We start from the raw sequence: 25,566 nt of genomic DNA on the forward strand, positions 1-25,566 counted from the left end.
GCCCGCCACCGCGAGGACTTCGTCCGCCACTGCCCCGACCTGGTGATCGTGGACGAGGCGCACACCTGCGTGGCCGGCGTACGGCTACCCGCACGTACCCCCGCCGCCGGCCCGGCACCCGGCCCACCGGCCCGGCACCCCCGACCCGGCCTTCACCCTGCCGCCGCAGGGGCCGCAGTTCGTGGGTCGCTAGCCGAGCCGGGGCGCGTCTCCCCCGCGAGGGCGGGGAAACGCGCCCCGGCTCGGCCAGCCGGTCACGTCCGGTCCGCCTTGTTCTTGTAGCCGCGCGCCCACTGCAGGCCCCAGCCGTAGAGCCGGTCGAGTTCCGACTGGAAGCCGTAGACGTACCGCACCTCGCGGCGGGCCACCAGCTGGCCCTTGGCGTCGTTCTCGATCAGCGCCACCGCGCAGGAGCGCGCCTCGGGGGCGCGTTCGTCGAGGCCGACCTCGATGCGCGGGCCGTTGCTGGGAATCAGTGAGACCACCGCCTGGGTGCGGTCGAACGCCGGAGTCCCGTCGTAGATGTAGACGAAGACCAGCAGCCGCTTGATCTCGTCCTTGTGGTCGAGATTGACGTAGATGGTCTCGCCCGACGAGCCGCCGAACCGGTCGTCCCCGCTGAGCTTGACGTACGGCGGCGCGTTGATCTCCCCCAGCAGTCCGCCGAGCGGCTGGACGACGCCCCTGGATCCATCCTTCAGCTCGTACATGCAGGCCAGGTCGAGGTCGACCGTCACCACACCCCGGGTGTGCCCCTGCACCGGTTCGGGCTTGAACGCCTGGAGCGGGTTGCGCAACAGGCCGCCGCGCCGCGGCCTTCCGTCGAGGTCGGACGAGCGCATCCGCCAGGAGAGATTGATCTGCAGGTGGCCGCTGTCGGCGCCCTGCTTGGTGAGCGAGACCGTCGAGTGCCGCTTGGTCAGCTCCATCGCGTACGTCGACGCGCCGCCGACCGTGTCGAACCTAGGGCCTCTGCGCATTCCACCGCGCCAGTTCTCCCACAGGGAGACCATGCCTTCCTACCCCCAACTCCCGAGCGGACCGTCCCGTGACCGTGCCATGACCGTGCCGTCTGCGTGTCCGCGGCGTCTGCCGCGGGGACGGCCACGAGACGCCTCGTGACCGCCCCCGGACAGAGCGTTCCGCAATCGGGCCGCCGTCACACGCCGGAGGGGACTTCCGGCTTCCGCGCCGGGCTGCCGCCCTCGTCCCCGCCCCGCAGGGCGTCCTTGCGATTGTGCCGCACCGAGGTCCAGAAGGCGGTGCCGATCAGCGCGACACCGATCAGGCCGGTGATGACCTCATTGACGTGCCACCTGATGGTGACCAGCAGCAGGATGCCCAGGGCGCCGATGGCGTAGTGGGCGCCGTGCTCCAGGTAGCGGTACTCGTCGAGCGTGCCCTGGCGGACCAGGTAGACGGTGATGGACCGGACGTACATCGCGCCGATGCCCAGGCCGATCGCGATGACGACCGGGTCGTTGGTGATGGCGAAGGCGCCGATGACGCCGTCGAAGGAGAAGGACGCGTCCAGGACCTCCAGGTAGAGGAACATGAAGAACGCGGCCTTGCCCGCGAGCAGGACGACCGAGGGCTCCTTGCCCGCGCGCCGGGCGGCCTCCTCGGCTTCGTGCTGCTGTTCCTCGTCCTCTTCGATCTTGTTCTCGAAGTGACTGGAGAGGCCGTTGACGATCAGATAGGTGAGCAGACCGGCGATACCCGCGAGGTAGACCGTCGCGGACTCGTCCGCGTGCCCCTCGTAGAGCACGGCGTGGGTGCCCAGGACGGATCCCGAGATCAGCAGGGCGATCAGGGCTACGACGACCGAGAGGCCCTCGACCTGGCCGAAGCGGGCCAGCGGGCGCTCGATCACCTTGAGCCAGTGGATGTCGCGTTCCTCGTCGAAGAGGAAATTGAGGAAGATCATCAGCAGGAACATGCCGCCGAAGGCCGCGATCGACGGGTGAGCGTCGGTGACCAGCTGCTCGTAGCGCTCCTGGTCATTGAGCGCCAGGTCGACCGCCTCGATCGGCCCCAGCTGGGCCGAGACGGAGACGATCACAATGGGGAACACCAGGCGCATACCGAAGACGGCGATGAGAATGCCGATGGTGAGGAAGATCTTCTGCCAGAACTCGTTCATCTTCTTCAACACGCCGGCGTTGACGACGGCATTGTCGAAGGAAAGCGAGATCTCCAGGATGGAGAGGATCCCCACCAGGGCGAACGCCTCCCACCCCCCGAACAAGAAGGCGGCGACGAGTCCGGCGGCGGTGACACCGAAGGACCAGCCGAATGTCCTTAGAACCACTGATTACCCAATCTTCTCTCTGGTGGGATCCCCCCACGCCTTGGGCGGTGTGGGCCGCCGGGCGACCCGCTTTACGAAACGTTTACTCCGAAGTCTAGAGCGATGCCCCGCAGCCCCGACGCATACCCCTGACCGACGGCACGGAACTTCCACTCGCCCCCGTACCGGTAGAGCTCCCCGAAGATCATCGCGGTCTCGCGGGAGGCGTCCTCGCTCAGGTCGTAGCGCGCCAGCTCGTTGCCGTCGGCCTGGTTCACCACGCGGATGTAGGCGTCGGTGACCTGGCCGAAGCTCTGCCGTCGGGTCTCGGCCTCGTGGATCGACACGGCGAAGACCACCTTGTCGGCCTGCTGGGGCACCCTGGTGAGGTCCACCAGGACCGTCTCGTCGTCACCGCCGACCGTACCGCCGACCAGCTCGTCGCCCGTGTGCTCGACCGATCCCTCGGGGCTGGTGAGGTTGTTGTAGAAGACGAAGTACTCGTCACCGAGCACCCGGCCGCCCGCGCACAGCAGCGCGCTGGCGTCCAGGTCGAAGCCCGCGCCCGTGCTGGAGCGGGCCTTCCAGCCCAGACCGACCTGGACCTGGGTCAGGTTCGGCGCGGCCTTGGAGAGGGAGACATTGCCCCCCTTGGCGAGCGTGACGCCCATGTTCCTGCTCCTCTCCCGTTGTGGTGCGCCCAGTGTTCCCGGGACACCCGGCGCCGCATACCTCCCGGACACGGAAGTCTGCGGCGCCGGAGACTGCCGGGATCGGGTGCAACCGACCGGCGGCAGGAGACGACCGGCGGGTCTCAGACGTTCACGCCGAAGTCCTGCGCGATGCCGCGCAGGCCGGAGGCGTAGCCCTGGCCGATGGCCCGGAACTTCCACTCGGCGCCGTGGCGGTACAGCTCGCCGAAGACCATGGCGGTCTCGGTGGAGGCGTCCTCGCTCAGGTCGTAGCGCGCCAGTTCCCTGTTGTCAGCCTGGTTCACCACGCGGATATAGGCGTTGCGGACCTGGCCGAAGCTCTGCTGACGGGTCTCGGCCTCGTAGATCGACACCGGGAAGACGATCCTGGACACCTCCGCCGGCACCCCGGCGAGGTTCACCTTGATGACCTCGTCGTCGCCCTCTCCCTCACCGGTGAGGTTGTCGCCGGTGTGCTCCACGGAGCCGTCGGGGCTGGTGAGGTTGTTGAAGAAGACGAAGTGCTGGTCGGAGACGACCTTCCCCTCGGTGCTCGTCAACAGCGCACTGGCGTCCAGGTCGAAGTCCGTACCCGTGGTGGTACGGGCGTCCCAGCCGAGACCGACGATCACGGCGGTCAGGTTGGGGGCTTCCTTGGTCAGCGAGACGTTGCCGCCCTTGCTGAGGCTGACTCCCACGAGTCCTCCCGGTTGGTCATGAGGAGCACGATGTGCCCCCGTTGCGTGGATGCCGTTCGATAACGAGCCGATCCTAGTGATCGGTTCCCGGCCGCCGTACGGTCCTACAGGCTTTCGAGAGCCCTGACGTACTCGTTCAGATCACGCGCGTCGGGCAGCGCGTTGACCACCGCCCAGCGCACCACGCCCTCCTTGTCGATGATGAAGGTCCCGCGCACCGCGCACCCCTTCTCCTCGTCGAAGACGCCGTACTCGCGGGCGGTGTCGCCGTGCGGCCAGAAGTCCGACAGCAGCGGGTAGCCGAGTCCCTCCTGCTCCGCGAAGACGCGCAGCGTGAAAGGGGAGTCGCACGAGACGGCCAGGAGCTGGACGTCGTCGTTGACGAAGCGGGGCAGTTCGTCGCGCAGGGCGCACAGCTCACCGGTGCACACCCCGGTGAAGGCGAAGGGGTAGAAGAGCAGGACGACGTTCTTCTCACCCTTGAAGTCCGCGAGCCGCACGGTCTCGCCGTGCTGGTTCCTCAGTTCGAACTCCGGGGCCTTGGTGCCCACCTCGATCGCCATGGACGGGTTTCCCTTCGGTATAGGTGACGCCTCCACCCTACGCAGGGTCCCCACGGCCTCCGAAGAGCGCCGAGCCCCCGTACGGCCGGGCCGTACGGGGGCTCGGCCCGGCCTTCGGGGCCGGGAGCCGTCAGTGGCTGGTCACCGTTTGCCGGTGCGGGCGGTCTTCGGGGTGACCAGGCGGTTTCCGGTCCAGTCCTTGCCGGCGTTGACGGTGCTGGTCTGGGCCAGTCCAGCGGTCTGGGCCGCCTCGCCGATCTCGCTCGGCTCGACGTACCCGGGCCGTCCGGTCTTCGGCGTCATCAGCCAGACCGGAGCACCGTCCTCGACCAACGTGATGGCGTCCACCAGCGCGTCCGTCAGGTCGCCGTCATCCTCGCGGAACCACAGCACCACGGCGTCGGCCATGTCGTCGTAGTCCTCGTCGACGAGTTCCTGGCCCGTGATGGCCTCGATTCCCTCGCGGAGGGCCTGCTCGGCGTCGTCGTCGTAACCGAGCTCCTGGACCACCTGCCCGGGCTGGAAACCCAGCCTCGCGGCGGGGTTGGTCCGCTCCTCCGCGTGGTCCGCGGTCGCGCTCACGGATTGCCTCCTGTCATCTTTCGAAAGTAGGTGGTGCCCGCGCGGGCGCGCGGAGCAATGGGCGTAGTCCACACGGGCTGGACCGATCGCGCAAGTACCCGGCCGCCGATCCCGCCCAAACGTTGACGTGTCGCCGCACACCACCTGAACCGCTGTGGTGCGCGGCACGCCCGTATGCCTAGTTTGCCCCAATCAACGATGAATAAGACCGGAGTCGAACGGCCGTGCGTGGAGCGCGGCTCTCTTGGGCGTAGGGTTGCCGTTCGGCCGACTCACGCCCCGGCCGCACCGGCCCGGGCACCCGGGCGTCTCACGGAGTGGGGTTACCCCTCGGTAGAGATGACGTATCCGCCCCAGCGGTACACGATGGGAGACGGCGCGACATCCCAGCAGAGCAAGACCGAACAGCGAAGGAACAGCGTGGCTTCCGGATCCGATCGCAACCCGATCATCATTGGTGGCCTTCCCAGCCAGGTCCCGGACTTCGATCCCGAGGAGACCCGGGAATGGCTCGACTCGCTCGACGCCGCCGTCGACGAGCGGGGCCGGGAACGTGCCCGCTACCTGATGCTCCGCCTCATCGAGCGCGCCCGCGAAAAGCGTGTGGCCGTGCCGGAGATGCGCAGCACGGACTACGTCAACACCATCGCGACCAAGGACGAGCCGTTCTTCCCCGGCAACGAGGAGATCGAGCGCAAGATCCTCAACGCGACCCGCTGGAACGCGGCCGTGATGGTCTCTCGCGCTCAGCGGCCGGGCATCGGGGTGGGCGGCCACATCGCCACCTTCGCCTCCTCGGCCTCGCTGTACGACGTGGGCTTCAACCACTTCTTCCGCGGCAAGGACGGCGGCGACGGCGGCGACCAGATCTTCTTCCAGGGCCACGCCTCCCCCGGTATCTACGCCCGCGCCTTCATGCTGGACCGGCTCACCGAGACGCAGCTCGACGGATTCCGCCAGGAGAAGTCGAAGGCGCCCGACGGTCTGTCCAGCTACCCGCACCCGCGGTCGATGCCGGACTTCTGGGAGTTCCCGACCGTCTCCATGGGGCTCGGTCCGATCGGGGCGATCTACCAGGCCCGAATGAACCGCTACATGCAGGCGCGCGGGATCGCCGACACCTCCGACTGCCATGTGTGGGCCTTCCTGGGCGACGGCGAGATGGACGAGCCCGAGTCACTGGGACAGCTCTCCCTGGCCGCCCGCGAGGGTCTGGACAACCTGACCTTCGTGGTCAACTGCAACCTCCAGCGACTCGACGGCCCGGTGCGCGGCAACGGCAAGATCATCCAGGAGCTGGAATCGGCCTTCCGCGGCGCCGGCTGGAACGTGATCAAGGTCATCTGGGACCGCTCCTGGGACCCGCTGCTTGCACAGGACCGCGACGGCGTCCTGGTCAACAAGCTGAACACCACCCCCGACGGCCAGTTCCAGACGTACGCCACCGAGACCGGCGCGTACATCCGTGAGCACTTCTTCGGCGGCGACCACCGGCTGCGGAAGATGGTCGAGAACATGACCGACGAGCAGATCCTGCACCTGGGACGCGGCGGCCACGACCACCGCAAGGTGTACGCGGCCTACAAGGCGGCCCGGGAGCACAAGGGCCAGCCGACGGTGATCCTGGCGCAGACGGTCAAGGGCTGGACGCTCGGCCCGAACTTCGAGGGCCGCAACGCCACCCACCAGATGAAGAAGCTGACGGTCGAGGATCTCAAGCGCTTCCGCGACCGGCTGCACCTGCCGATCGCCGACAAGGAGCTGGAGTCCGGCCTGCCCCCCTACTACCACCCGGGGCAGGACTCTGAGGAGATCCAGTACATGCACGACCGGCGGCGCGAGCTGGACGGCTTCACGCCCAGGCGCGTGGACCGCTCCAAGCCGCTGGTACTGCCGGGCGACAAGACCTACGCCACGGTGAGGAAGGGCTCCGGCCAGCAGCAGGTCGCCAGCACGATGGCGTTCGTACGGCTGCTGAAGGACCTGATGCGGGACAAGGAGATCGGCAAGCGGTTCGTGCTGATCGCCCCCGACGAGTACCGCACCTTCGGAATGGACTCCTTCTTCCCGTCGGCCAAGATCTACAACCCGCTGGGCCAGACCTACGAGTCGGTGGACCGCGAGCTGCTGCTGGCGTACAAGGAGTCCCCCAACGGTCAGATGCTGCACGACGGCATCTCCGAGGCCGGGTGCACGGCCTCGCTGATCGCCGCCGGCTCCGCCCACGCCACCCACGGCGAGCCGCTGATCCCGGTCTACGTCTTCTACTCGATGTTCGGGTTCCAGCGCACCGGTGACCAGTTCTGGCAGATGGCCGACCAGCTCGCGCGCGGCTTCGTACTCGGCGCCACCGCCGGCCGCACCACGCTGACGGGTGAGGGGCTGCAGCACGCCGACGGCCATTCCCAGCTCCTGGCCTCGACCAACCCGGCCTGCGTCGCCTACGACCCGGCCTTCGGCTTCGAGATCGCCCACATCGTGCAGGACGGCCTGCGGCGGATGTACGGCGAGAATGCCGAGGACGTCTTCTACTACCTGACCGTCTACAACGAGCCGATCAAGCAGCCCGCCGAGCCCGAGGGCGTGGACGCCGAGGGCATCGTCAAGGGGCTGTACCGGTACCGGCAGGGCGAGGCCGGGTCGATCCCGGCGCAGATCCTCGCCTCCGGTGTGGCCGTGCCCTGGGCCGTGGAGGCCCAGCGCATCCTCGCCGAGGACTGGAACGTCCGGGCGGACGTCTGGTCGGCGACCTCGTGGAACGAGCTGCGCCGGGAGGCCGTCTCGGTCGAGCGGTACAACCTGCTGCACCCGGAGGAGGAGCAGCGCGTGCCGTACGTGACCCGCAAGCTCCGGGGGACCGAGGGCCCGGTGGTGGCCGTCTCGGACTGGATGCGCTCGGTACCCGACCAGATCGCCCGCTGGGTGCCCAACCGCTACCAGTCGCTGGGTGCGGACGGTTTCGGCTTCGCCGACACCCGCGGTGCGGCCCGGCGTTTCTTCCACATCGACGCCGAGTCGATCGTCCTGGGCGTGCTCACCGAGCTGGCCGGAGAGGGGAAGGTGGACCGCTCGGTGCTCAAGCAGGCCATCGACCGGTACCGGCTGCTCGATGTGGCCGCCGCCGACCCGGGCCCGGCGGGCGGCGACGCCTGACCCCCGGCCGCGGACGTGACCGCGGATCCCACCGATGTGCTTCGGCCCCGGCCTCCGCGCCGGGGCCGAAGCACATCGCGTACCGGCACATCAGGTGCCGGCAGACCACGCGCCACGTGTCGGCACAGCCGTCACAGCCACAGCCCCCATGAGCCGGAGGCGGTGAAGAGCCATATCAGGCCGAAGACGGTGTCCAGCGCGCCCAGGACCACGGCCACCACGGCCGCCTTCGACCGGGTGCTCCAGTGGCGGCCCATGGCCAGCCAGCCGCAGACCATGGCGATGGGACCGAGCACGAAGCCCATCACGAAGAGTCCGACGACCGCGCAGACCGCGCCGATGACGCCGAACGTCGAGCGCTCGTCCCCGGTGAGATCCCCGCCGCCGCGCCGTTTGCCTTCGAAGTACCGCGTGCCCGTCATCTTCCCTCCCGGGGTCGTCGGACCGGCCTGTGGCTTCGGATACCCCGGGCCCCCCGTACGATGCCGGGCATGGCGGATATACAGGCCAAAGAATGCTGGGAGCGCCGGACCCAGGGGCCACTGCTGCTGTTGTCGGTCCTCTTCGCCGTCGCCTATGCCGTACCGATCGTGCGCACGGACCTCGCTCCGTGGGTACGGGACGTGTGCAAGGGTGTGGAGTGGGGGGTCTGGGCGGCGTTCGCACTGGACTACGCGGTGCGGCTCCGGCTGGCTCCGCGGCGGTGGGCCTTCGTGCGCAGCCAGCCCCTCGCGCTGCTGGCCGTACTGCTCCCGCTGCTCCAGCCGCTGCGACTGCTGCGGCTGGTCTCCGCCCTGCTGCTGGTCGGGCAGCGGGCCCGGATGGCCTCCCGGGTGCGGGTGACCACCTATGTGGCCGGCTCCTGCCTCGGGTTGCTGGTGTTCGGCTCGCTGGCCGTGCTGGAGGTCGAACGGAACTCCCCTAACGGCAACATCACGACACTCGGCGACGCGGTGTGGTGGTCCTTCACCACCATGACCACGGTGGGTTACGGCGATCTGGCGCCGACCACCGGCCTGGGCCGGCTGCTGGCCATCGGGCTGATGCTCTCCGGAATCGCTCTGCTCGGTGTTGTCACCGCCAATATCGCAGCCTGGTTCATCGCCCGGTTCGAGGAGGAGGACGCCGCGGAGCGGCAGCAGACCGCGGCGATCGAGGGCCTGACGGCCGAAGTACGCGCTCTGCGGGCGGAGGTCGCGGAGCTGCGGGGCGGGCTCGCGGGCCCGAGTGGGCCCGGCCACGGAACGGTGACGGACGGAACGGTGACGGACGGGGCGGACCATGTCAGCTCTCCCAGATCTTGACAGCCCGCACCCGATAGTCCGTCCGCGGCGCCCAGCTGCCCGACGGGTAGGTGTCGAACTCGCCGGTCCCGGCGCACTCCGCGCTCTGGTAGGCCGTGACGGGCCGTCCTGTGCGGTTGGCCAGCGAGGCGGCGGAAGCGCCCCGTGGCAGCGGCACACAGCTCTCGATGTCGGTGTCCGCCAGTTCGTGGGTGCGGCGCGGCCCCTTGAAGTCCGCGCGCTCCCACAGGCACAGTTCCCCGGCCGCGCACTCCCCCAGGCGCGGTGCCGGTGCTGCCGCCGACACGGCCGTCTGCGGTGTCAGGAACGTGAGCAGCGCGGCGACCGCCGCCAGGGCCGTGGACAGCGCGGCCCGGCGGAACCCTTGGTCACGGTGCGTACGGACGCGGTGGGCGCCCGCTGCGCCGTGGATGCGGCGGGTACGGCGGGTACGGCGGGCGTGATGAGCGCGGTGAATGTGACGCATGTGGGCCTCTCCCCCGTGTGTCGGTCGCTGTGCGATCAGCTTCGGCACGGACATGCCTGCCTGCCAAGAGCGGGCCGACCGTTTCACCGGGACGGGTAACGGGTTTGTCCACAGCCGCCCGGTCGTCCACAGATCTCCGCCACTCCGTGCACATATCGGGCACGCATCGGGTACTTCGAACTGGGTGACGGAAGGACGGTCGGCGTGACGGTCGCCCACCACCGGGTGGACGAGGCGTGACGTATGCGGCGCGGCTGGTGAGGAGGACCCGGGCGCCGACGCATACGATGACCCGTATGGGTGACGTACTGGCCGGAATTAACTCCTCCTGGGAGTTCGACACCGACTCCGCGCTCATCCGCTTCGAACGGGGCATCCGCACTCCGAAGCTGTTCCACGTACTCGGTGAGCGGCGCGTCCCCTACGAGGCGCTGAGGTCCGTCGAGCTGGCCCCCGGCACCAGACGGGGGACGGTCGTGCTGCGCGCCGAGCCTCGCCCGGGCGCCGATCCGCTGGTGGAGGTCGCCGCAGGGCAGCTCAGGGAGACCAGCGACCCCTACCGCCTGGTGCTCCCCGCCGAGCAAGAGCCCCTGGCAGCCGCCCGGGTCGGCGAGCTGCTCTCCCTTCTCGGTCCCCGGGCGCAGGAGCCGGCCGACCGCCACCTGGTCGCCGCTCCCGCCGCTCCGCTGCAGTTCAAGGCGTATGACGGCAAGGTCTCCTTCGACGGCCGGACGGTGTCCTTCCGCTGGTTCTGGACCGGAGCCTCCTCGGCGAAGTGGAAGGCGGGCGACCAGTCTTTCCCCGTAGGTGAGTTGCAGGGTGTCCGGTGGCGCTCGCCGGAGGTCGTGGGCGGTCACCTGCGGTTGGTCCGCCGCGGCGAGACGGAGGACCGGGAGCGCCCGGAGGCCGACCAGGACCCGGCCGCCGTCGTCTTCGGCCTGGGCTACGGCCTCGTGCACGAGTCGCTGCCGCTGGCGGCCTCGGTGCTGGAGGCGGTACGGGCCGCCGGACCCGCCGCGGCTCCGGAGACGGCGGCGGCTCCCGCCCCCCGCGCGGCGGACCCGGTCACCACGGTCCGGCCCGCTCCCGCCGACATCGCCGACCGCATCCGGCACCTGGGCGAGCTGCACGGGGCCGGGCTGCTCACCGACGAGGAGTTCAGCACGAAGAAGGCCGAGCTCCTCGCCGAGCTGTGATCCCCGCCGCGGCGATCCGCACGGCCCACCCGGCCCGTTCGGTCCTCTCGCGGCCCATCCGGTTCCTTCAGGATCTCTCCGGCGCCCGCCGTGCGTCCGCATAGAAATCGATCTTGAAGTCGAGGACCGCCGGTGTGCTCCACAGCTCCTCGATCCGGCGCCCGACGTCCTCGCGGGTCGCGCGCAGCGGTTACAGCCGCTCCTCGAAGGTGTGGTCCCCCGCGCGCACCAGTTCCGCGTAGCGCACCATGTCCGCCACCGGCATTCCCGTCAGGCGCGGCTTGCCGACGAGGGCCGGCCAGTCCAGGCCGCGGTTGGTGAAGCGGCGCTGCCCGGTGTGCGAGCGGTCGATGGGCGGCATCAGCCCGATCCGCTCGTACCAGCGCAGCGTGTGGGTGCTCAGGCCGGTGATCGCGGCGACCTCGCCGATCGTGTAGCGGTCCCGCCCGTCCGGCCGCGGACGGGACGCTTCGGCCGCCGCGCACACGTCCTTCCGCGGTTCCCCGGCCTCCCCACCGGCGTCCGTGTCCGTCCCTATCCGTCCCTGTGTCCGCGTCATGGTCATGGGTGAACGCCACGGAGTTCGAGTGCGCTCCGGGCAAGCGGACGGCAGGAGCGAAATCCCGCCGCCCCGGCCCGCCGTACCCCACGTTAGGCTCAGGGGCATGGACAGCCTGCGCACGATCGAGAACTGGCCGGTCACGACGGCGGCGGCCGCCGTCGTGCGCGCCGACGGCACGGTGGCCGGAACGCACGGCCCCGCCGATCACCGCTTCGCGCTCGCCTCGGTCACCAAGCCGCTGGCGGCGTACGCGGCGCTGATCGCCGTCGAGGAGGGCGCGATCGAGCTGGACGAGCCAGCCGGTCCCGAGGGCTCGACGGTGCGGCACCTGCTCGCCCACACCTCCGGCCTGGCCTTCGACGAGCACCGCACGACGGCCGCCGCGGGCGCCCGCCGGATCTACTCCAACACCGGCTTCGAGGTGCTCGGCGACCACATAACCAGGGCCACCGGCATCGCCTTCCCCGAGTATCTGCGCCAGGCCGTCCTCGTCCCCCTGGGCATGGCGGCCACCGATCTGCCGGGCTCCCCGGCCAAGGACGGCGTCTCCACCCTGGCCGACCTGGTCCGCTTCGCCGCCGAGATCCAGGCCCCGCGCCTGCTGGATCCGCGCACCGTCGCCGAGGCCACGTCCCCGGTCTTCCCCGGTCTCCCCGGCGTCCTGCCCGGCTACGGCAACCAGAAGCCCAACGACTGGGGCCTGGGCTTCGAGATCCGCGACGGCAAGTCCCCGCACTGGACCGGCGCCTCCTCCTCACCGCGCACTTTCGGCCACTTCGGGCAGGCCGGTACGTTCCTGTGGGTGGACCCGGAGGCGGGCGCCGCCTGTGTGGCCCTGGCGGACCGGGCGTTCGGCCCCTGGGCGATCGAGGCGTGGCCGCCGTTCACCGACGCGGTGCTGGCCGAGCTGCGCGGGAACTGAGGCCGGCGCCGCCCGACCGCCGCGGACGGGCGGCCCGGAGCGAGGCCGGACTCGACGGCACCGCCCAGACCCGCACCCGGAGCGGGCGGTGGACGCGGTGGCAGGACCCCCGCCTCGCCGGCGTACGGGCGCTGGAGACCGAAGAGGGCCGGGACAGCGGTGGCGGCCCGGGCCCGGCCGCCTCAGCCGTAGGACGGCTCGGAGTGCATCTCCCAGATCAGCGCCTCGGCCCCGGCATCGCTCCCGGACGCCTCCAGCCCCCGCGCGCCCGTGATCCGCGCCGCGTCACCCGCTTCCAGCGGCTCACCGTCCAGACGCAGCCCGCCGCGCACCACGTGCACGTACACCCACGGCGCGTCCGGCACCGCGGTACGCTCCCCCGCACCCAGCCGCCGCACGTGCAGCACCGCGTCGGCACGGGCCGGGGCGTAGGGGGTGCCGTCGGCTATGCCGCGTACGACCTCGTACTCCGCCTCGCCCCCGAACACTCCCGGCACCAGCCACATCTGCACGAACCGCAGCGGCTCGGCGCCCGCGTTGCGCTCCACGTGCCGGATGCCGCGGCCGGCGCTCAGCCGCTGCACGTCCCCGGGCCGCACGGTCACACGGCGGCCGGCCGAGTCCTCGTGGGTCAGCTCGCCCTCGACCACCCACGAGACGATCTCCACGTCCGCGTGCGGGTGCTCGGCGAAGCCCGCGCCCGGCGCGAGCCGTTCCTCGTTGCAGGCGACCAGCAGTCCGAAGCGCGTGTTGGACGGGTCGTAGAAGCCGGAGAAGGAGAAGGAGTGCCGTGTATCGATGCCGGCGGCCGGGTCCCCGCCCCGATAACGGTCCGCATCGCGCCATATGTGCAGCATTCCTCCACGGTACGCGGACGGTCCGACATCCCACACGACGGGCCGTAGGCCCTCACGCCTCCCGGCGGAACAGGGCCGTCCAGAGGAAGGGCTCGCCGAAGCGGGTATGGCGGTGGCCGTGGTGATGCTGGCGATGCACCGCACCGGCAGCGCCGCCCAGGGCGCGTTCGTGCTCACCGCCTGGATGGCGCCGCACGTACTGGTCGCGCCGTTGACGGGGGCGCTGGCCGAACGGGCCCGCAGCCCACGGCTGTTCTACCCGGGTGCGCTGGGCGGCATGGCGGCCGGCATCGCGGTGCTGGCGGCGATCACCGGACGCGCTCCCCTGCCCGTGGTACTGGCCGTCGCCGCCCTCGGCGGCGGTTGCGGTCCGGTGGCCACCGGCGGGCTGTCCGGCCTGGTGGCCCGTCTGGTGCCCGAAGGTGCTGACCGCGACCGCGCGTACGCCCTGGACGCGGCCACCTACAACGCCGTTTCGGTGGCCGGTCCCGCCCTGGTGAGCGTGATCGCCGCGCTGGCCTCGCCCGCCCCGGCCGTGTTGCTGCTGGCCGTTTCGGCGGCGGGTGCGGCCGCCACCGCGGCGGTGCTGCCGTACGGGCGGGCGAATCCGGGCGAAGGCGGGGACGGGACCGCGCCGCCCGGCCCGGAGTCCCGCAGGGGGCTGCGGGCCGGTCTCGGGGCGGGCCTGACAGCTGCGTGGCGCGTGCGGGAGCTGCGGGCGGCCACCGCCGCCACCTCCCTGGCCTTCGTCGGCGTCGGCGGCCTGCGGTTCGGCACTCGCCGGGGCCATGGCCGGGCTGCCACCGCACCTGTTGCTACTGGGGATCGCGGCCCTCCAGCTCGCCGCCGCCGGACTCCACCGCCTCCTGAGTTCCCGTCCGCGCCCGGCCGGGAAGCCGGCCACCCGGGCCGGTGTTCCGGCCCGCGGGCAGCGAACCTCCGGCTGAAGCCTCCGCGCCGGGGGCGTTCAGCCGTACGCGGGGAGGACGGAAGTGTCCACCGTCCAGTCGCCCACCCGCACCGTCTCGCCGAAGGCGAACTCCGTGGAAGTGCCGTAGCGCGGGCCTTCCGGGGTGCGGTGGATGCCGGGGTGGAGCGCCCCCGTGCCCTTGCGGGGGTCGGGCAACAGGTAGCAGGGGATACCCGTCGCCGGGTAGTCGCGGGTCTTCCCCTCGTGGTCGTTCTCCGGGTTGGTCCGCGAGACGACCTCGACCACGACATCGCGGGGGTGGACGGCCTCGCCCGTCTCCGGACAGCTCTCGGGGAAGACCATCACGTCCGGCCGCCGCCCGACTCCCACAGCGGGATCCTCCGGGCCGGCGCCGCCGTGGGCGATGAGATCCACCCCCTGTCGCTCGATCCGGGCGTCGGGCTGCCTGCCCACCCGGCGGACGATCAGTTCGTGCTGACTGCCCGGGGACATCACCATGACGATCTCTTCGCCGTTGATCTCGACGGCCCGGACCTCCCCGGGGATGTGCCTGCGCAAGCCGTCCGTTGTACGGATCCGACACCCGCCACCCATATGGCCGTACCAATAGGGCAGTCTTGTCCCGTGCCAGAACCCACTCAGACACCAGCACCCGACAAGCAGCGCCCCCACCCGCACCCCGCGACGCTACGGCGGCTGGAGCAGTCCTCCGGCAAGCTGGCCGCCGCGGCCCTCACCCGCATGGGGGAGCAACTGCCCTGGTACCGGGCGATGCCGCCGGAGAACCGGTCGTGGATCGGACTGGTGGCGCAGGCGGGCATCGCGGCGTTCACCGAGTGGTTCCGGCACCCGGAGACGCCCCAGGCGATCAGCACCGACGTGTTCGGCACCGCGCCGCGCGAGCTGACGCGGGCGATCACGCTGCGGCAGACCGTGGAGATGGTCCGCACCACCATCGAGGTCGTGGAGGCGACGATCGACGAGGTCGCGGCGCCCGGCGACGAGAGCGTGCTGCGCGAGGCGCTGCTGGTCTACGCCCGCGAGATAGCGTTCGCCACCGCCCAGGTGTACGCGCAGGCCGCCGAGGCGCGTGGTGCGTGGGACGCGCGGCTGGAGTCGCTGGTGGTCAACGCCGTGCTCTCCGGCGAGGCCGACGAGGGTGCCGTCTCCCGCGCCGCGGCGCTGGGCTGGAGTTCTCCCGAGCATGTGACGGTCGTGCTGGGCACCGCGCCCGACGGCGACAGCGAGTTGACGGTGGAGGCGATCCGGCGCGCCTCCCGGCACGCCAAACTCCAGGTGCTGACCGGGGTGCTGGGCGACCGGCTGGTGGTCGTCGCCGGCGGCTCGGACGACCCGCTGCACGTCGCCAAGTCGTTGATCGGCCCGTTCGCCGCGGGCCCGGTGGTGGCCGGTCCCGTGGTGGGCGACCTGCTGTCGGCGACGCGTTCGGCGCGGGCCGCCGCCGCCGGGCTGAAGGCGTGCGCCGCGTGGCCGGACGCACCGCGCCCGGTGCTCGCGGATGATCTGCTGCCCGAGCGCGCGATGGCCGCTGATCCCACCGCGCGGGCGCTGCTGGTGGAGGAGGTCTACAGACCGCTCCAGGAGGCAGGGGCCGCTCTCCTGGAGACCTTGAGTGTTTATCTGGAGCAGGCGAGCAGTCTGGAGGGGGCCGCGCGGATGCTGTTCGTGCACCCCAACACCGTCCGCTACCGGCTGCGACGTGTGACAGATGTCACTGGATGGTCTCCCTCGGACGTCCGTTCGGCGTTCACGCTGCGCGTCGCGCTGATCCTGGGTCGTCTGGCGGACGGGGGCGGGCAGATATAGTCATGCCCATCGGTTTTGTCGGCCTCCCACAATTCACCTGACCGTTCTTCGTGCCGGTCCCCACCGGCGAGGACCTTCGTCGACAAGAGAGAGTGTGAGAGTGCTCGTACTCGTCGCTCCCGGCCAGGGCGCCCAGACGCCCGGCTTCCTGACCCCTTGGCTCGAACTCCCCGGTGTGGCCGACCGGCTGCGTCAGTGGTCGGCGGCCATCGACCTGGACCTGGTGCACTACGGCACCGAGGCCGACGCCGAGCAGATCCGCGACACGGCCGTGGCCCAGCCGCTGCTGGTGGCCGCGGGGCTGGTCTCCGCGCAGGCGCTGCTGGACGGTGTCCCGCTGGACTCCCTCGGCGCCGTCGCGGGCCACAGCGTGGGCGAGCTGACCGCCGCCGCGATCGGCGAAGTCCTCACTCCCGAGGCCGTGATGGCGCTGGTGCGCACCCGCGGCCGGGCGATGGCCGAGGCCGCGGCCGCCACCCCGACCGGTATGACCGCCGTCATCGGCGGCGACCCGGGGACGGTGACGGCTCGTCTGGAGAAGCTGGGGCTGACCGCGGCCAACGTCAACGGCGCCGGACAGATCGTCGCCGCCGGCACCATGGATCAGCTCGCCGCCCTGACCGAGGAGAAGCCGGAGGGGGTGCGGATGGTCAAGGCGCTGTCCGTGGCGGGCGCCTTCCACACCCATCACATGGCCCCGGCCGTCGACGCGCTGGCGAAGGCCGTCGAGGGCGTGGCGCCCAAGGACCCGCGGGTGCCCCATGTCTCCAACCAGGACGGGCGGGCGGTCACCGACGGCGGCGAGGTCGTGCGGCGGCTGGTGCGGCAGGTAGCCGGGCCGGTCCGCTGGGACCTGTGCATGGAGACGTTCGAGGAGATGGGCGTCACCGCGCTGATCGAGGTGTGCCCCGGCGGCACCCTCACCGGTCTGGCCAGACGTGCCCTGCCGGGTGTGAGGACGCTGGCGCTGAAGACCCCCGAGCACCTCGACGCGGCCCGTGAGCTGATCGCCGAGCACGCCTCTCCCGCGGCCCAGCGGCCGGACAGCAGTCGATAGGAGCTTGCGAGAGCATGACCGCGAAGATCAGGCCCGCGAAGGGCGCACCGTACGCGCGCATCCTCGGCGTCGGCGGCTACCGTCCGACCCGCGTGGTGCCCAACGAGGAGATCCTCAAGCACATCGACTCGTCCGACGAGTGGATCCGCTCCCGTTCGGGCATCACCACCCGGCACTGGGCCGGCCCGGAGGAGACCGTCGCCGAGATGACGCTCGCCGCGGCGGGCAAGGCCATCGCGGACGCGGGGGTCACTCCCGAGCAGATCGGCGCGGTCGTGATCTCGACCGTCTCCCACTTCAAGCAGACGCCCTCGATCGCCACCGAGATCGCCCACCGGCTGGGCACCGGCAAGGCCGCCGCGTTCGACATCTCGGCGGCCTGCGCGGGCTTCGGCTACGGACTGACCATCGCCAAGGGCCTGGTGGTGGAGGGCAGCGCGGAGCACGTGCTGGTAGTCGGTGTCGAACGGCTGTCGGACCTGACGGACCTGACGGACCGCACCACCGCCTTCCTCTTCGGCGACGGCGCCGGGGCGGTCGTCGTCGGCCCGTCCGAGGAACCCGCCATCGGTCCCGCGGTATGGGGTTCGGAGGGCGACAAGGCGGATGTCATCGCGCAGACGGTGCCGTGGGACGAGTACCGCGAGGGCACGGTCGAGAAGTTCCCGGCGCTCCGCCAGGAAGGCCAGACGGTCTTCCGCTGGGCCGTCTTCGAGATGGCCAAGGTCGCCCAGCAGGCGCTGGAGGCGGCCGGGATCACCGCCGACGACCTGGACGTCTTCATCCCGCACCAGGCCAACATGCGGATCATCGACTCGATGGTGAAGACCCTCAAACTGCCGGAGCACGTCACGGTCGCCCGCGATGTGGAGACCACCGGCAACACCTCGGCCGCCTCCATCCCGCTCGCCATGGAGCGGCTGCTGGCGACCGGGCAGGCGAGGAGCGGCGACACCGCACTCGTCATCGGCTTCGGGGCGGGTCTCGTCTACGCGGCGACGGTCGTTACCCTCCCATAGCCGGATGTTCCGCACCGCAGTACACCGGACCACAACCCACCACGCGTAACACGACACGAAGGAGCGCCACCATGGCCGCCACCAAGGAAGAGATCGTCGAGGGTCTCGCCGAGATCGTCAACGAGATCGCCGGCATCCCGACCGAGGACGTCCAGCTGGACAAGTCCTTCACCGACGACCTGGACGTCGACTCGCTGTCCATGGTCGAGGTCGTCGTCGCCGCCGAGGAGCGCTTCGGCGTCAAGATCCCGGACGACGACGTCAAGAACCTCAAGACCGTCGGCGACGCGGTGGACTACATCCTCAACCACCAGGACTGACCGGTCCGCACGCCCGTCGAAGCGTTTGTCGCCACCCGTCCAGCGGTGGCGGGATACCCGCACTTCCCCTACCAGTGGAGAAATTCCTGTGAACGCGACCCACCACACCGTGGTCGTCACCGGTATCGGCGCAACCACACCGCTGGGTGGCGACAGCGCATCGACGTGGGAGGGCCTGCTCGCCGGCCGCTCCGGGGTCAGGGCCTTGGAGCAGGAGTGGGCGGCCGGACTGCCCGTGAGGATCGCCGCGCGGGCGGCGGTCGACCCCTCCGATGTCCTGCCCCGCCCGCTCGCCCGCAAGCTGGACCGCTCGGCGCAGTTCGCGCTGATCGCGGCCCGCGAGGCGTGGGCGGACGCCGGCTACGAGGGCAGGGCCGGGGAGAACGGGCAGGTGGACCCGGGCCGGCTCGGCACCGTCGTCGCCTCCGGCATCGGCGGCGTCACCACCCTGCTCGACCAGTACGACGTCCTCAAGGAGAAGGGTGTCCGGCGCGTCTCCCCGCACACCGTGCCGATGCTGATGCCCAACGGCCCCTCGGCCAACGTGGGCCTGGAGGTGGGCGCCCAGGCGGGCGTGCACGCTCCGGTCAGCGCCTGCGCCTCGGGCGCCGAGGCGGTGGGATACGCCGTGGAGATGATCCGCACCGGGCGCGCCGACGTGGTCGTCGCCGGCGGCACCGAGGCGGCGATCCACCCGCTGCCCATCGCGGCGTTCGCCAACATGATGGCGCTGTCGAAGAACGAGGGGGACCCCGCGAAGGTCTCGCGCCCCTACGACAAGGCCCGCGACGGCTTCGTGCTCGGCGAGGGCGCGGGCGTCGTGGTACTGGAGTCGGCCGAGCACGCGGCCCGGCGCGGCGCCAGGGTCTACTGCGAGGTGCTGGGGCAGGGGCTGTCCGCGGACAACCACCACATCGCACAGCCCGAGCCGGGCGGACGGGGCATCGCCGACGCCCTGCAGGGCCTGCTGGAGAGCACCCGTCTCAACCCCTCGGAGATCGCGCACCTCAACGCGCACGCCACCTCCACCCCGCAGGGCGACGTCGCCGAGATCAAGGCGCTGCGCAAGGTGCTGGGCTCCGACCTGGACCACGTCGCCATCTCCGCCACCAAGTCCATGACCGGCCACCTGCTGGGCGGCGCGGGCGGCATCGAGACGGTGGCGACGGTGCTGGCACTGCACCACCGCACGGCCCCGCCGACCATCAACGTCGACGAGCTGGACGAGGAGATCGACGCCGACATCGTGGCCGGCGGACCGCGCCCGCTGGGCGAGGGGCCGCTGGTGGCGATCAACAACTCCTTCGGCTTCGGCGGCCATAACGTCGTCGTGGCCTTCCGCACCGCCTGAGGCTGCCTGGCGCGACAGGCTCGCACACCGCCGATGGGGCCCTCCGGACGATGTCCGGCGGGCCCCATCGGCGTCCGGGGAGGTCCGCGGGGCTCCGGAGAGGAGCGCGGCTCCGGAGGGCGGGGAGCGGAAACGGAGGCCGGGCCGGCGCGCAGGCGTCCGTGAGCCGTCACCGCGCCCGTCCGCGCCGGGATCAGACCACCTGGTGCAGCCAGCGCACCGGGGCGCCCTCGCCCGCGTAGCGGAAGGGCTCCAGCTCGTCGTCCCAGGGCTTGCCGAGGAGTCTGGAGATCTCGGCCTCCAGCTCGGTCTCGCCGCGCGCGGCGCGGTCCACGGCGGCGCGCAGTCTGTCCTCGGGGATGAGGATGTCGCCGTGCATGCCGGTGACGGCGTGGAAGATGCCCAGCTCGGGGGTGGAGCTGTAGCGCTCGCCCTCGGCGGTGGAGCAGGGCTCGGAGGTGACCTCGAAGCGGAGCATGCGCCAGCCGCGCAGCGCGGAGGCGAGTTTGGAGGCGGTGCCCGGTTCGCCCTGCCAGGACAGCTCCGCGCGCCAGGTGCCCGGCGAGGCGGGCTGCTTGATCCAGTCGAGGCTGACGCGGGCGCCGAGCACTCCCGCGACGGCCCATTCCACATGCGGGCACAGCGCGCGGGGGGCGGAGTGCACGTACAGAACTCCACGTGTCGTCACCGGGACCTCCTGTGTGGTTCGAGTGCGACCTTCCGTGGCGGCCTCGAATCCCTGCCGGCATTGCGCCGGGTCACCGGTTGACATCTTGCCCCGTCGGTCACGTGTCCTCCGGCTCCCGAAGTTACGAACAGTAAACACTATCCATGCTGATTCTCCCTAAAAGGGACAGCAAGTGACTCGATGTAATCTGTCAAACGTGTCCGGCGGCCATTTTCGGACCGTCACGGCAAAAGCTACCGTGCCGCGGCACCCATGGGGTGACGTACCGTCGGCCGGGGCGGTCAACCCACCCGTCCGAACCATCACCTCACCAGGACACCGGAAGGAACGGGGGGAGTACCCGTGCGAGACGACACGCCGTCCGGCCGTCCGCCGGCGGGACGCGTACGCCGCGGGGGGCTGCTGCCCGCCGCCACCGTGGCCCTCGTCGTGTTCGCCGTGTCGTGCGGTGGCTCCGATGGTGGTGCGCCGCACTCCCGGGGCGCGCCCGCCGAGACCCGCCCCTCCCCCTCCCCATCACCCACGTGGGATACCGGCCCCGATTCGCTGGCAGCCCTGGGCGACTCCATCACCCGCGCCTTCGACGCCTGTTCCCTGCTGGAGGACTGCCCGGAGGCGTCCTGGGCCACCGGCGCCTCCCCGGAGGTGGACAGCTTGGCGCGGCGGCTGGGCGTCCCCGCCGCCGCGGCCTGGAACCACGCGCGCTCCGGCGCCCTGATGGCCGAGCTGCCCGCCCAGGCGCGGAAGGCGGCGGCGCACCGGCCGGAGCTGGTGACGGTGCTGATCGGCGCGAACGACGCCTGCCGGCCGACGGTGGAACGGATGACGCCGGTGGAGGAGTTCCGCGCCGGCTTCACCGAGGCGCTGCGCACCCTGCGCCGGTCATCGCCCAAGACCCAGGTGTACGTGGCCGGCGTACCCGACCTGGAGCGGCTGTGGGAGCTGGGCCGGTCCCACCCGGTGGCCGCGCGGGTGTGGCAGCTGGGCATCTGCCCGTCGATGCTGGGCGGGGCGGGCGCCCCGGACACCGCGGCGGCGGCGGAGCGCCGGGCGAAGGTGTCGGCGCGGGTGGAGGCGTACAACGCCGCGCTGGCGGAGGTCTGCGAGCGCGCGGAGCGCTGCCGGCACGACGGAGGGGCGGTGCACGGCCACCGCTTCACCGCCCGCGAGCTGAGTTCCTGGGACTGGTTCCACCCCGGCCCGGAGGGCCAGCGCGTACTCGCCGAGATCGCCCACCGGCAGATCACCGCCGAGCCTCCGCCCGTCTGAGCGGCGGAAACCGGCGTCCACTCCACTGACGGCGGTCGAGCCCCGTCATTACATTCGCGCCAGCGTTTCGAACGTATAACGAAATATCGAACGCCAGAGAGGGGCGGCCGCTGTGCGCATCACCGGGGTCAGCACGCATGTCGTCGGCACTCCGTGGCGCAATCCGGCCTATGTCCGGGTACAGACCGAGGAGGGTCTCACCGGCGCCGGTGAGACCCGGATGCTCGGGCACACCGACGCCCTGGTCGGCTATCTGCGCGAGGCCGAGGCGAACCACATCGCCGGATCCGATCCCTTCGCGGTCGAGGACCTGGTGCGGCGCATGAAGTACGGCGACTACGGGCGTGCCGGGGAGATCGTGATGTCCGGCATCGCCTGCCACCGCGTCAGCCAGGGCAGCGGCGTGTGGATGCTGACCGACGCCGAGATCTCCGAGATGGTCGGCGCCCGCGCCGAACGGAACGTGGAACCGTGCCTGTTAACCGGGCCGCGCGGCACCCGGGACGCCGACACCGGCACCCGCACGTCCTCCGGCGGCGCGGGGCTGCGCGCCCGCGGCCACGACACGCTAGCCGGGTGCGTCGAGGACGCCGTACGCGCCACCGAACTCGGTGTACGCTGCCTGCTGGTGGCCGACGAGAGCGTGCCGCACACGCTGTACCGGCTGCGGACGCGCGGCGTCCTGCCCGCCGGCACCACCTTGAAGGTGTCGGCACTGATCGGCCCGGTGAACCCCGCCTCGCACGCCGTCTTCGAGCGGCTGGGCGCCGACTCGGTCAACGTGCCGTCCGGCCTGAGCGTGGAGCACCCGACCGGGATCCGCCGGGTCGGCCGCGCCCCGATGGACTTCCACCTGGAGGCTTCCGACGACCTCGGCGGCTACGTGCGGATGACCGACGCCGTGCCGAAGGGCGACGAACCCGAGGTCAACGACACCGAGTCCTACGACAACGGCGTCAAGACCGTCCCGGCCTACCTGCTGGAGCCGGTCAGCATCGACGGATCCAACACGCAACTTCTCGTGGACGAGTGCTACTACACCGCCGACCAGCTCAAGTGACTCGCGAGAGACCGTCGAGGAAAGTCATGAGCACATGAGCGGCCTTCTGGAAATGCGCTCGGTCATTAAGGTCATCAAGACCTTCCCCGGGGTCAGAGCGCTGTCCGGGGTCGACCTCACCGTCCGCCCCGGTGAGATCCACGCTGTCTGCGGGGAGAACGGGGCCGGCAGCGGGCGTACGAGCCGGAGGCGCTGCCGCTGAGCCTGTTCATCCTCAAGTGCGTGGCGGCGGTGGGATTCGATGTCTGGAACAAGAGGAAGGTGGGCTCGTGAGCACCGGCAGACGCAGTGTGATCGGCGCGGCTGCTGCGGCCGGACCGGCAGCAGCGGCATCTCGCCGTACTTGGCGGTGGTGTACGCGGGCGACTGTACCCGCACGTCCGGCACCCGCCCTCGGACGTGGAAGGCCGCCCCGGCGGCACCGGAGTGGCCTTCCTCACGCGTGCGTCGAGCGCGCCGCACAACTCACCGGTTCACACCTGGTCGTGCCCGGTCACGTCCGACCGCACCTCAGGCGATGTCGAGCACGACCTCGATGTTTCCCTCGGTCGCCCGCGAGTACGGGCACACCTGGTGGGCCTTCTTCACCAGATGGAGAGCCGCTTCCCGGTCCAGGCCCGGTATGGAGGCGGTGAGCTCGACCCTGAGACCGAAACCGCCGTCATCCGTCTTGCCCAGGCCGACCCGTGTGGTCACGGTCGATCCGGAGATGTCCGCCTTCTCTCGGCGGGCGACGACACCGAGCGCGCTCTGGAAACAGGCGCTGAAGCCGGCGGCGAAGAGCTGCTCGGGGTTGGTGCCGTCGCCACTTCCGCCCAGCTCCCTGGGCGGGTTGACGACGACATCGAGCCTGCCGTCGTCGGTGGCGACCCGACCGTCGCGGCCGTTCTCGGCAGTGGCGACGGCAGTGTAGAGGACATCGGCGGGCTGAACGGGCATGAGGATCCTCCTGTGTTGGACTGCGTGGACATGCATCGATTCACGTCGAAGTCACCTGCGCGCGGTTCGCGGCGCCCGGCGCACCGAGGAAGGAACGCGGCCGGAGCACGCGGCCTCAAGAGCGCCCCGGCTCCTCCGGCGGCCCGTCAGCCGTCCAGGCTGACGACCATCTTTCCGACGTTCCGGCCGTGGAGCATGCCGAGGAAGGCGTCCACCGCGTTCTCGATGCCCTGGACGACCGTCTCGTGGTATTTCAGCTCCCCGGAGCGGATCCAGGCCGAGACCTCCTCGACGAACCGCGGCCGCAGATCCGAGTGGTCGCCCACGAGCATGCCCTGGATCCTCAGCCGCTTGCCGATCACCATCACGAGGTTACGCGGAGCCGCGGGCGGCTCGGTGGCGTTGTACTGGGCGATCATGCCGCAGACCACGACACGGCCGTGCGTCCTGAGCGAGCCGATCGCCGCCTCCAGGTGCTCACCGCCGACGTTGTCGAAGTAGACGTCGATCCCCTCGGGCGCGGCCTTCTCCAACTGCCGGGCCACCGGGCCGTTCTTGTAGTTGAAGGCGGCGTCGAAGCCGTACTCCCCGGTGAGGAGTGCGGCCTTCTCATCCGAGCCGGCGCTGCCGACGACGCGGGAAGCCCCCTTGAGCCGGGCGATCTGGCCGACCTGGCTGCCGACCGCTCCCGCCGCTCCCGAGACGAAGACGGCGTCACCCTCCTTGAAGGAGCCGACCTCCAGCAGTCCGGCGTAGGCGGTCAGCCCGGGCATGCCGAGCACCCCGAGATAGGTGGTCAGCGGCGCCAGTTCGGCGGAGACCTTCACCGCGCGCCCCGCCTCCAGCGTGGCGTACTCGCGCCAGCCCAGGCCGTGCAGCACGTGGTCGCCCGGGGCGAACCCCTCGGCCTCGGAGGCGATGACGACGCCGACCGCCCCGCCGTCCATCGGCCGGTCCAGTTCGAACGGCGGGGTATAGGACTTGACGTCGTCCATCCTGCCCCGCATGTACGGGTCGACCGAGAGGTGGAGATTGCGCACCAGGATCTGACCGGCGGCCGGGGCTCGTACGGGGGCCTCGCGCAGCGCGAACCCCTCCGGCGACGGCCATCCCTGCGGGCGGGCGGTCAGGTGCCACTCACGTCCGGTGGCGGGCAAGGTCATGGAAAACGCCTCCACATGCTTCAGATTCTGAAACAATCATCCCCTCGATGTTTCATGTTGTCAAGCAAGTCGGTACTCTGGGGTCATGGCCTCCCGTTCCGCCTCCGCCACCACTCCTGCCGACCCCCTCACCCTCGAGGTCGTCGAGCTGATCGGCTCCGTCGTCAACCGCTTCCTCCAGGAGTACGACGAGGCCGCCGCCAGGCACTCCCTGACCGGAGCCCAGGCGCGGCTGCTCGCGCTGCTCCACCTCCAGAGTCTGCCGATGCGGGAGATAGCCCGGCGGCTGAAGTGCGAGCCCTCCAACGTCACGGGCATCGTCGACCGGCTGGAGTCGCGCGGTCTGGTGGAGCGGCGCCCCGACCCGTCCGACCGCCGCGTCAAGCTCGCCGCCGCCACCGAGACGGGCCACGAGACAGCCGAACGGCTTCGCGCGTCGATGGACTTCGCCCGTGAGCCGCTGGCCGATCTCACGCCGGTGGAGCGCTCCCTCCTGCGTGACCTGCTCAGGCGCATGCTGGGCGACGCCCCCGGTGACGGCCTCCCGGACGCCTCGGCCCGCTGAGCCGGGGGAACAGCACGGGACCGGGCCGGCCGGGCGGAGTCGATCCCACTCTGCCTGGCGGCACCACCACAGGAAGCGCTCGCAGGCGTGCC

At 70.9% G+C, this 25,566-nt stretch carries 25 protein-coding genes and 3 pseudogenes; 14 read left to right on the forward strand and 14 right to left on the reverse strand.

Annotation, left to right across the window (positions count from 1 at the left end; translation table 11 throughout):
- Window positions 1–254: 254 nt before the first annotated feature.
- The 6 genes from LJ221_RS02310 to LJ221_RS02335 form a co-directional block, all read right to left on the reverse strand.
- The gene (locus tag LJ221_RS02310) at window positions 255–1,013 is read right to left on the reverse strand and encodes a Tellurium resistance (protein ID WP_241713268.1); all 759 of its coding nucleotides are present in this window, start codon (window positions 1,011–1,013) and stop codon (window positions 255–257) included.
- Between the two features lie 146 nt (window positions 1,014–1,159).
- Window positions 1,160–2,311, reverse strand: coding sequence for a DUF475 domain-containing protein (locus tag LJ221_RS02315; protein ID WP_241713269.1), 1,152 nt, complete (start codon window positions 2,309–2,311; stop codon window positions 1,160–1,162).
- Window positions 2,312–2,382: 71 nt separating this feature from the next.
- Complete coding sequence (locus LJ221_RS02320) at window positions 2,383–2,961, reverse strand: TerD family protein (protein WP_241713270.1); 579 nt, start codon at window positions 2,959–2,961, stop codon at window positions 2,383–2,385.
- Window positions 2,962–3,104: 143 nt separating this feature from the next.
- Entirely contained in the window at window positions 3,105–3,680 is a 576-nt protein-coding gene (locus LJ221_RS02325; RefSeq protein ID WP_241713271.1) for a TerD family protein, read from the reverse strand.
- 104 nt (window positions 3,681–3,784) lie between these two features.
- Complete coding sequence (locus LJ221_RS02330; protein WP_241713272.1) at window positions 3,785–4,243, reverse strand: peroxiredoxin; 459 nt, start codon at window positions 4,241–4,243, stop codon at window positions 3,785–3,787.
- A gap of 141 nt (window positions 4,244–4,384) precedes the next feature.
- Window positions 4,385–4,825, reverse strand: coding sequence for a DUF3052 domain-containing protein (locus tag LJ221_RS02335; protein WP_093654740.1), 441 nt, complete (start codon window positions 4,823–4,825; stop codon window positions 4,385–4,387).
- A gap of 420 nt (window positions 4,826–5,245) precedes the next feature.
- Here LJ221_RS02335 and aceE point away from each other — a divergent pair, with 420 nt between their 5' ends.
- A complete protein-coding gene (aceE, locus tag LJ221_RS02340; RefSeq protein WP_241713273.1) occupies window positions 5,246–7,978 on the forward strand; it encodes a pyruvate dehydrogenase (acetyl-transferring), homodimeric type in 2,733 nt (910 codons plus the stop codon).
- 131 nt (window positions 7,979–8,109) lie between these two features.
- Here aceE and LJ221_RS02345 read toward each other — a convergent pair whose 3' ends face one another.
- Window positions 8,110–8,400, reverse strand: coding sequence for a small hydrophobic protein (locus tag LJ221_RS02345; protein ID WP_241713274.1), 291 nt, complete (start codon window positions 8,398–8,400; stop codon window positions 8,110–8,112).
- A gap of 60 nt (window positions 8,401–8,460) precedes the next feature.
- Between LJ221_RS02345 and LJ221_RS02350 the strand changes: the two genes are divergently transcribed.
- Window positions 8,461–9,282, forward strand: coding sequence for a potassium channel family protein (locus tag LJ221_RS02350; RefSeq protein WP_241713277.1), 822 nt, complete (start codon window positions 8,461–8,463; stop codon window positions 9,280–9,282).
- On the opposite strand, the gene LJ221_RS02355 is transcribed toward LJ221_RS02350, so the two are convergent.
- Window positions 9,263–9,748, reverse strand: a complete 486-nt coding sequence (locus tag LJ221_RS02355; RefSeq protein ID WP_308314703.1) for a peptidase inhibitor family I36 protein — start codon at window positions 9,746–9,748, stop codon at window positions 9,263–9,265. The genes LJ221_RS02350 and LJ221_RS02355 overlap by 20 nt on opposite strands.
- Window positions 9,749–10,044: 296 nt before the next feature.
- Here LJ221_RS02355 and LJ221_RS02360 point away from each other — a divergent pair, with 296 nt between their 5' ends.
- Window positions 10,045–10,944 carry a DUF4429 domain-containing protein gene (locus tag LJ221_RS02360; RefSeq protein ID WP_241713278.1) on the forward strand — a complete coding sequence of 300 codons (900 nt, stop codon included), beginning with the start codon at window positions 10,045–10,047 and terminating at the stop codon, window positions 10,942–10,944.
- A 67-nt stretch (window positions 10,945–11,011) separates the two neighbouring features.
- Here LJ221_RS02360 and LJ221_RS02365 read toward each other — a convergent pair.
- Window positions 11,012–11,503, reverse strand: a pseudogene (locus tag LJ221_RS02365) (MerR family transcriptional regulator).
- A gap of 106 nt (window positions 11,504–11,609) precedes the next feature.
- On the opposite strand from LJ221_RS02365, the gene LJ221_RS02370 reads away from it, so the two are divergent.
- Complete coding sequence (locus LJ221_RS02370) at window positions 11,610–12,428, forward strand: serine hydrolase (protein ID WP_241713280.1); 819 nt, start codon at window positions 11,610–11,612, stop codon at window positions 12,426–12,428.
- A gap of 182 nt (window positions 12,429–12,610) precedes the next feature.
- Here LJ221_RS02370 and LJ221_RS02375 read toward each other — a convergent pair whose 3' ends face one another.
- Complete coding sequence (locus tag LJ221_RS02375) at window positions 12,611–13,285, reverse strand: pirin family protein (RefSeq protein WP_241713282.1); 675 nt, start codon at window positions 13,283–13,285, stop codon at window positions 12,611–12,613.
- 106 nt (window positions 13,286–13,391) lie between these two features.
- Between LJ221_RS02375 and LJ221_RS02380 the strand changes: the two are divergent.
- Window positions 13,392–14,021, forward strand: a pseudogene (locus LJ221_RS02380) (MFS transporter); the annotation flags it as partial.
- A gap of 231 nt (window positions 14,022–14,252) precedes the next feature.
- Here the strand turns inward: LJ221_RS02380 and LJ221_RS02385 are convergent.
- Window positions 14,253–14,774 carry a Uma2 family endonuclease gene (locus tag LJ221_RS02385; protein ID WP_241713359.1) on the reverse strand — a complete coding sequence of 174 codons (522 nt, stop codon included), beginning with the start codon at window positions 14,772–14,774 and terminating at the stop codon, window positions 14,253–14,255.
- 36 nt (window positions 14,775–14,810) lie between these two features.
- Between LJ221_RS02385 and LJ221_RS02390 the strand changes: the two genes are divergently transcribed.
- From LJ221_RS02390 to LJ221_RS02410, 5 genes are all read left to right on the forward strand, one after another.
- Entirely contained in the window at window positions 14,811–16,043 is a 1,233-nt protein-coding gene (locus LJ221_RS02390) for a helix-turn-helix domain-containing protein (RefSeq protein ID WP_247719538.1), read from the forward strand.
- 100 nt (window positions 16,044–16,143) lie between these two features.
- Window positions 16,144–17,100, forward strand: coding sequence for an ACP S-malonyltransferase (locus LJ221_RS02395; RefSeq protein ID WP_241713363.1), 957 nt, complete (start codon window positions 16,144–16,146; stop codon window positions 17,098–17,100).
- A 14-nt stretch (window positions 17,101–17,114) separates the two neighbouring features.
- Window positions 17,115–18,119 (forward strand): ketoacyl-ACP synthase III, encoded by a 1,005-nt coding sequence (locus tag LJ221_RS02400; RefSeq protein WP_241713284.1) that lies wholly within the window; start codon window positions 17,115–17,117, stop codon window positions 18,117–18,119.
- A gap of 71 nt (window positions 18,120–18,190) precedes the next feature.
- Window positions 18,191–18,439 carry an acyl carrier protein gene (locus LJ221_RS02405; protein ID WP_093848993.1) on the forward strand — a complete coding sequence of 83 codons (249 nt, stop codon included), beginning with the start codon at window positions 18,191–18,193 and terminating at the stop codon, window positions 18,437–18,439.
- 88 nt (window positions 18,440–18,527) lie between these two features.
- Window positions 18,528–19,790 carry a beta-ketoacyl synthase gene (locus LJ221_RS02410; protein WP_241713286.1) on the forward strand — a complete coding sequence of 421 codons (1,263 nt, stop codon included), beginning with the start codon at window positions 18,528–18,530 and terminating at the stop codon, window positions 19,788–19,790.
- Window positions 19,791–19,983: 193 nt separating this feature from the next.
- On the opposite strand, the gene LJ221_RS02415 is transcribed toward LJ221_RS02410, so the two are convergent.
- Window positions 19,984–20,478: a DUF3145 domain-containing protein gene (locus LJ221_RS02415; RefSeq protein ID WP_241713288.1), complete on the reverse strand. Its 495-nt coding sequence runs from the start codon at window positions 20,476–20,478 to the stop codon at window positions 19,984–19,986.
- A gap of 342 nt (window positions 20,479–20,820) precedes the next feature.
- Between LJ221_RS02415 and LJ221_RS02420 the strand changes: the two genes are divergently transcribed.
- The 3 genes and pseudogenes from LJ221_RS02420 to LJ221_RS02430 all read left to right on the forward strand — a co-directional run bounded on the left by LJ221_RS02420 (window position 20,821) and on the right by LJ221_RS02430 (window position 23,009).
- Window positions 20,821–21,747, forward strand: a complete 927-nt coding sequence (locus LJ221_RS02420; RefSeq protein ID WP_241713290.1) for an SGNH/GDSL hydrolase family protein — start codon at window positions 20,821–20,823, stop codon at window positions 21,745–21,747.
- 112 nt (window positions 21,748–21,859) lie between these two features.
- Window positions 21,860–22,639, forward strand: a pseudogene (locus LJ221_RS02425) (hypothetical protein); the annotation flags it as partial.
- Between the two features lie 202 nt (window positions 22,640–22,841).
- Window positions 22,842–23,009, forward strand: coding sequence for a hypothetical protein (locus LJ221_RS02430; RefSeq protein WP_241713375.1), 168 nt, complete (start codon window positions 22,842–22,844; stop codon window positions 23,007–23,009).
- A 308-nt stretch (window positions 23,010–23,317) separates the two neighbouring features.
- Here the strand turns inward: LJ221_RS02430 and LJ221_RS02435 are convergent, their stop codons facing one another.
- The gene (locus LJ221_RS02435; RefSeq protein WP_241713294.1) at window positions 23,318–23,746 is read right to left on the reverse strand and encodes an organic hydroperoxide resistance protein; all 429 of its coding nucleotides are present in this window, start codon (window positions 23,744–23,746) and stop codon (window positions 23,318–23,320) included.
- A 146-nt stretch (window positions 23,747–23,892) separates the two neighbouring features.
- A complete protein-coding gene (locus tag LJ221_RS02440; protein WP_241713296.1) occupies window positions 23,893–24,909 on the reverse strand; it encodes an NADP-dependent oxidoreductase in 1,017 nt (338 codons plus the stop codon).
- An 85-nt stretch (window positions 24,910–24,994) separates the two neighbouring features.
- On the opposite strand from LJ221_RS02440, the gene LJ221_RS02445 reads away from it, so the two are divergent.
- A complete protein-coding gene (locus LJ221_RS02445; protein ID WP_241713299.1) occupies window positions 24,995–25,474 on the forward strand; it encodes a MarR family winged helix-turn-helix transcriptional regulator in 480 nt (159 codons plus the stop codon).
- The last annotated feature ends 92 nt before the right edge of the window (window positions 25,475–25,566 follow it).

This window comes from Streptomyces sp. CNQ085 (genome assembly GCF_022614595.1).
Classification (GTDB): domain Bacteria; phylum Actinomycetota; class Actinomycetes; order Streptomycetales; family Streptomycetaceae; genus Streptomyces.

What these genes read in the sequence shown, in the direction of transcription:
- LJ221_RS02375 (WP_241713282.1), bottom strand. Translation starts at nt 13,285, where the DNA reads ATGCTGCACATATGGCGCGATGCGGACCGTTATCGGGGCGGGGACCCG.
- LJ221_RS02345 (WP_241713274.1), bottom strand. Translation starts at nt 8,400, where the DNA reads ATGACGGGCACGCGGTACTTCGAAGGCAAACGGCGCGGCGGCGGGGAT.
- LJ221_RS02430 (WP_241713375.1), top strand. Translation starts at nt 22,842, where the DNA reads ATGAGCGGCCTTCTGGAAATGCGCTCGGTCATTAAGGTCATCAAGACC.
- LJ221_RS02350 (WP_241713277.1), top strand. Translation starts at nt 8,461, where the DNA reads ATGCCGGGCATGGCGGATATACAGGCCAAAGAATGCTGGGAGCGCCGG.
- LJ221_RS02390 (WP_247719538.1), top strand. Translation starts at nt 14,811, where the DNA reads ATGGCCGTACCAATAGGGCAGTCTTGTCCCGTGCCAGAACCCACTCAG.
- LJ221_RS02405 (WP_093848993.1), top strand. Translation starts at nt 18,191, where the DNA reads ATGGCCGCCACCAAGGAAGAGATCGTCGAGGGTCTCGCCGAGATCGTC.
- LJ221_RS02445 (WP_241713299.1), top strand. Translation starts at nt 24,995, where the DNA reads ATGGCCTCCCGTTCCGCCTCCGCCACCACTCCTGCCGACCCCCTCACC.
- LJ221_RS02435 (WP_241713294.1), bottom strand. Translation starts at nt 23,746, where the DNA reads ATGCCCGTTCAGCCCGCCGATGTCCTCTACACTGCCGTCGCCACTGCC.
- LJ221_RS02355 (WP_308314703.1), bottom strand. Translation starts at nt 9,748, where the DNA reads ATGCGTCACATTCACCGCGCTCATCACGCCCGCCGTACCCGCCGTACC.
- LJ221_RS02370 (WP_241713280.1), top strand. Translation starts at nt 11,610, where the DNA reads ATGGACAGCCTGCGCACGATCGAGAACTGGCCGGTCACGACGGCGGCG.
- LJ221_RS02330 (WP_241713272.1), bottom strand. Translation starts at nt 4,243, where the DNA reads ATGGCGATCGAGGTGGGCACCAAGGCCCCGGAGTTCGAACTGAGGAAC.
- LJ221_RS02320 (WP_241713270.1), bottom strand. Translation starts at nt 2,961, where the DNA reads ATGGGCGTCACGCTCGCCAAGGGGGGCAATGTCTCCCTCTCCAAGGCC.
- LJ221_RS02360 (WP_241713278.1), top strand. Translation starts at nt 10,045, where the DNA reads ATGGGTGACGTACTGGCCGGAATTAACTCCTCCTGGGAGTTCGACACC.
- LJ221_RS02440 (WP_241713296.1), bottom strand. Translation starts at nt 24,909, where the DNA reads ATGACCTTGCCCGCCACCGGACGTGAGTGGCACCTGACCGCCCGCCCG.
- LJ221_RS02400 (WP_241713284.1), top strand. Translation starts at nt 17,115, where the DNA reads ATGACCGCGAAGATCAGGCCCGCGAAGGGCGCACCGTACGCGCGCATC.
- LJ221_RS02310 (WP_241713268.1), bottom strand. Translation starts at nt 1,013, where the DNA reads ATGGTCTCCCTGTGGGAGAACTGGCGCGGTGGAATGCGCAGAGGCCCT.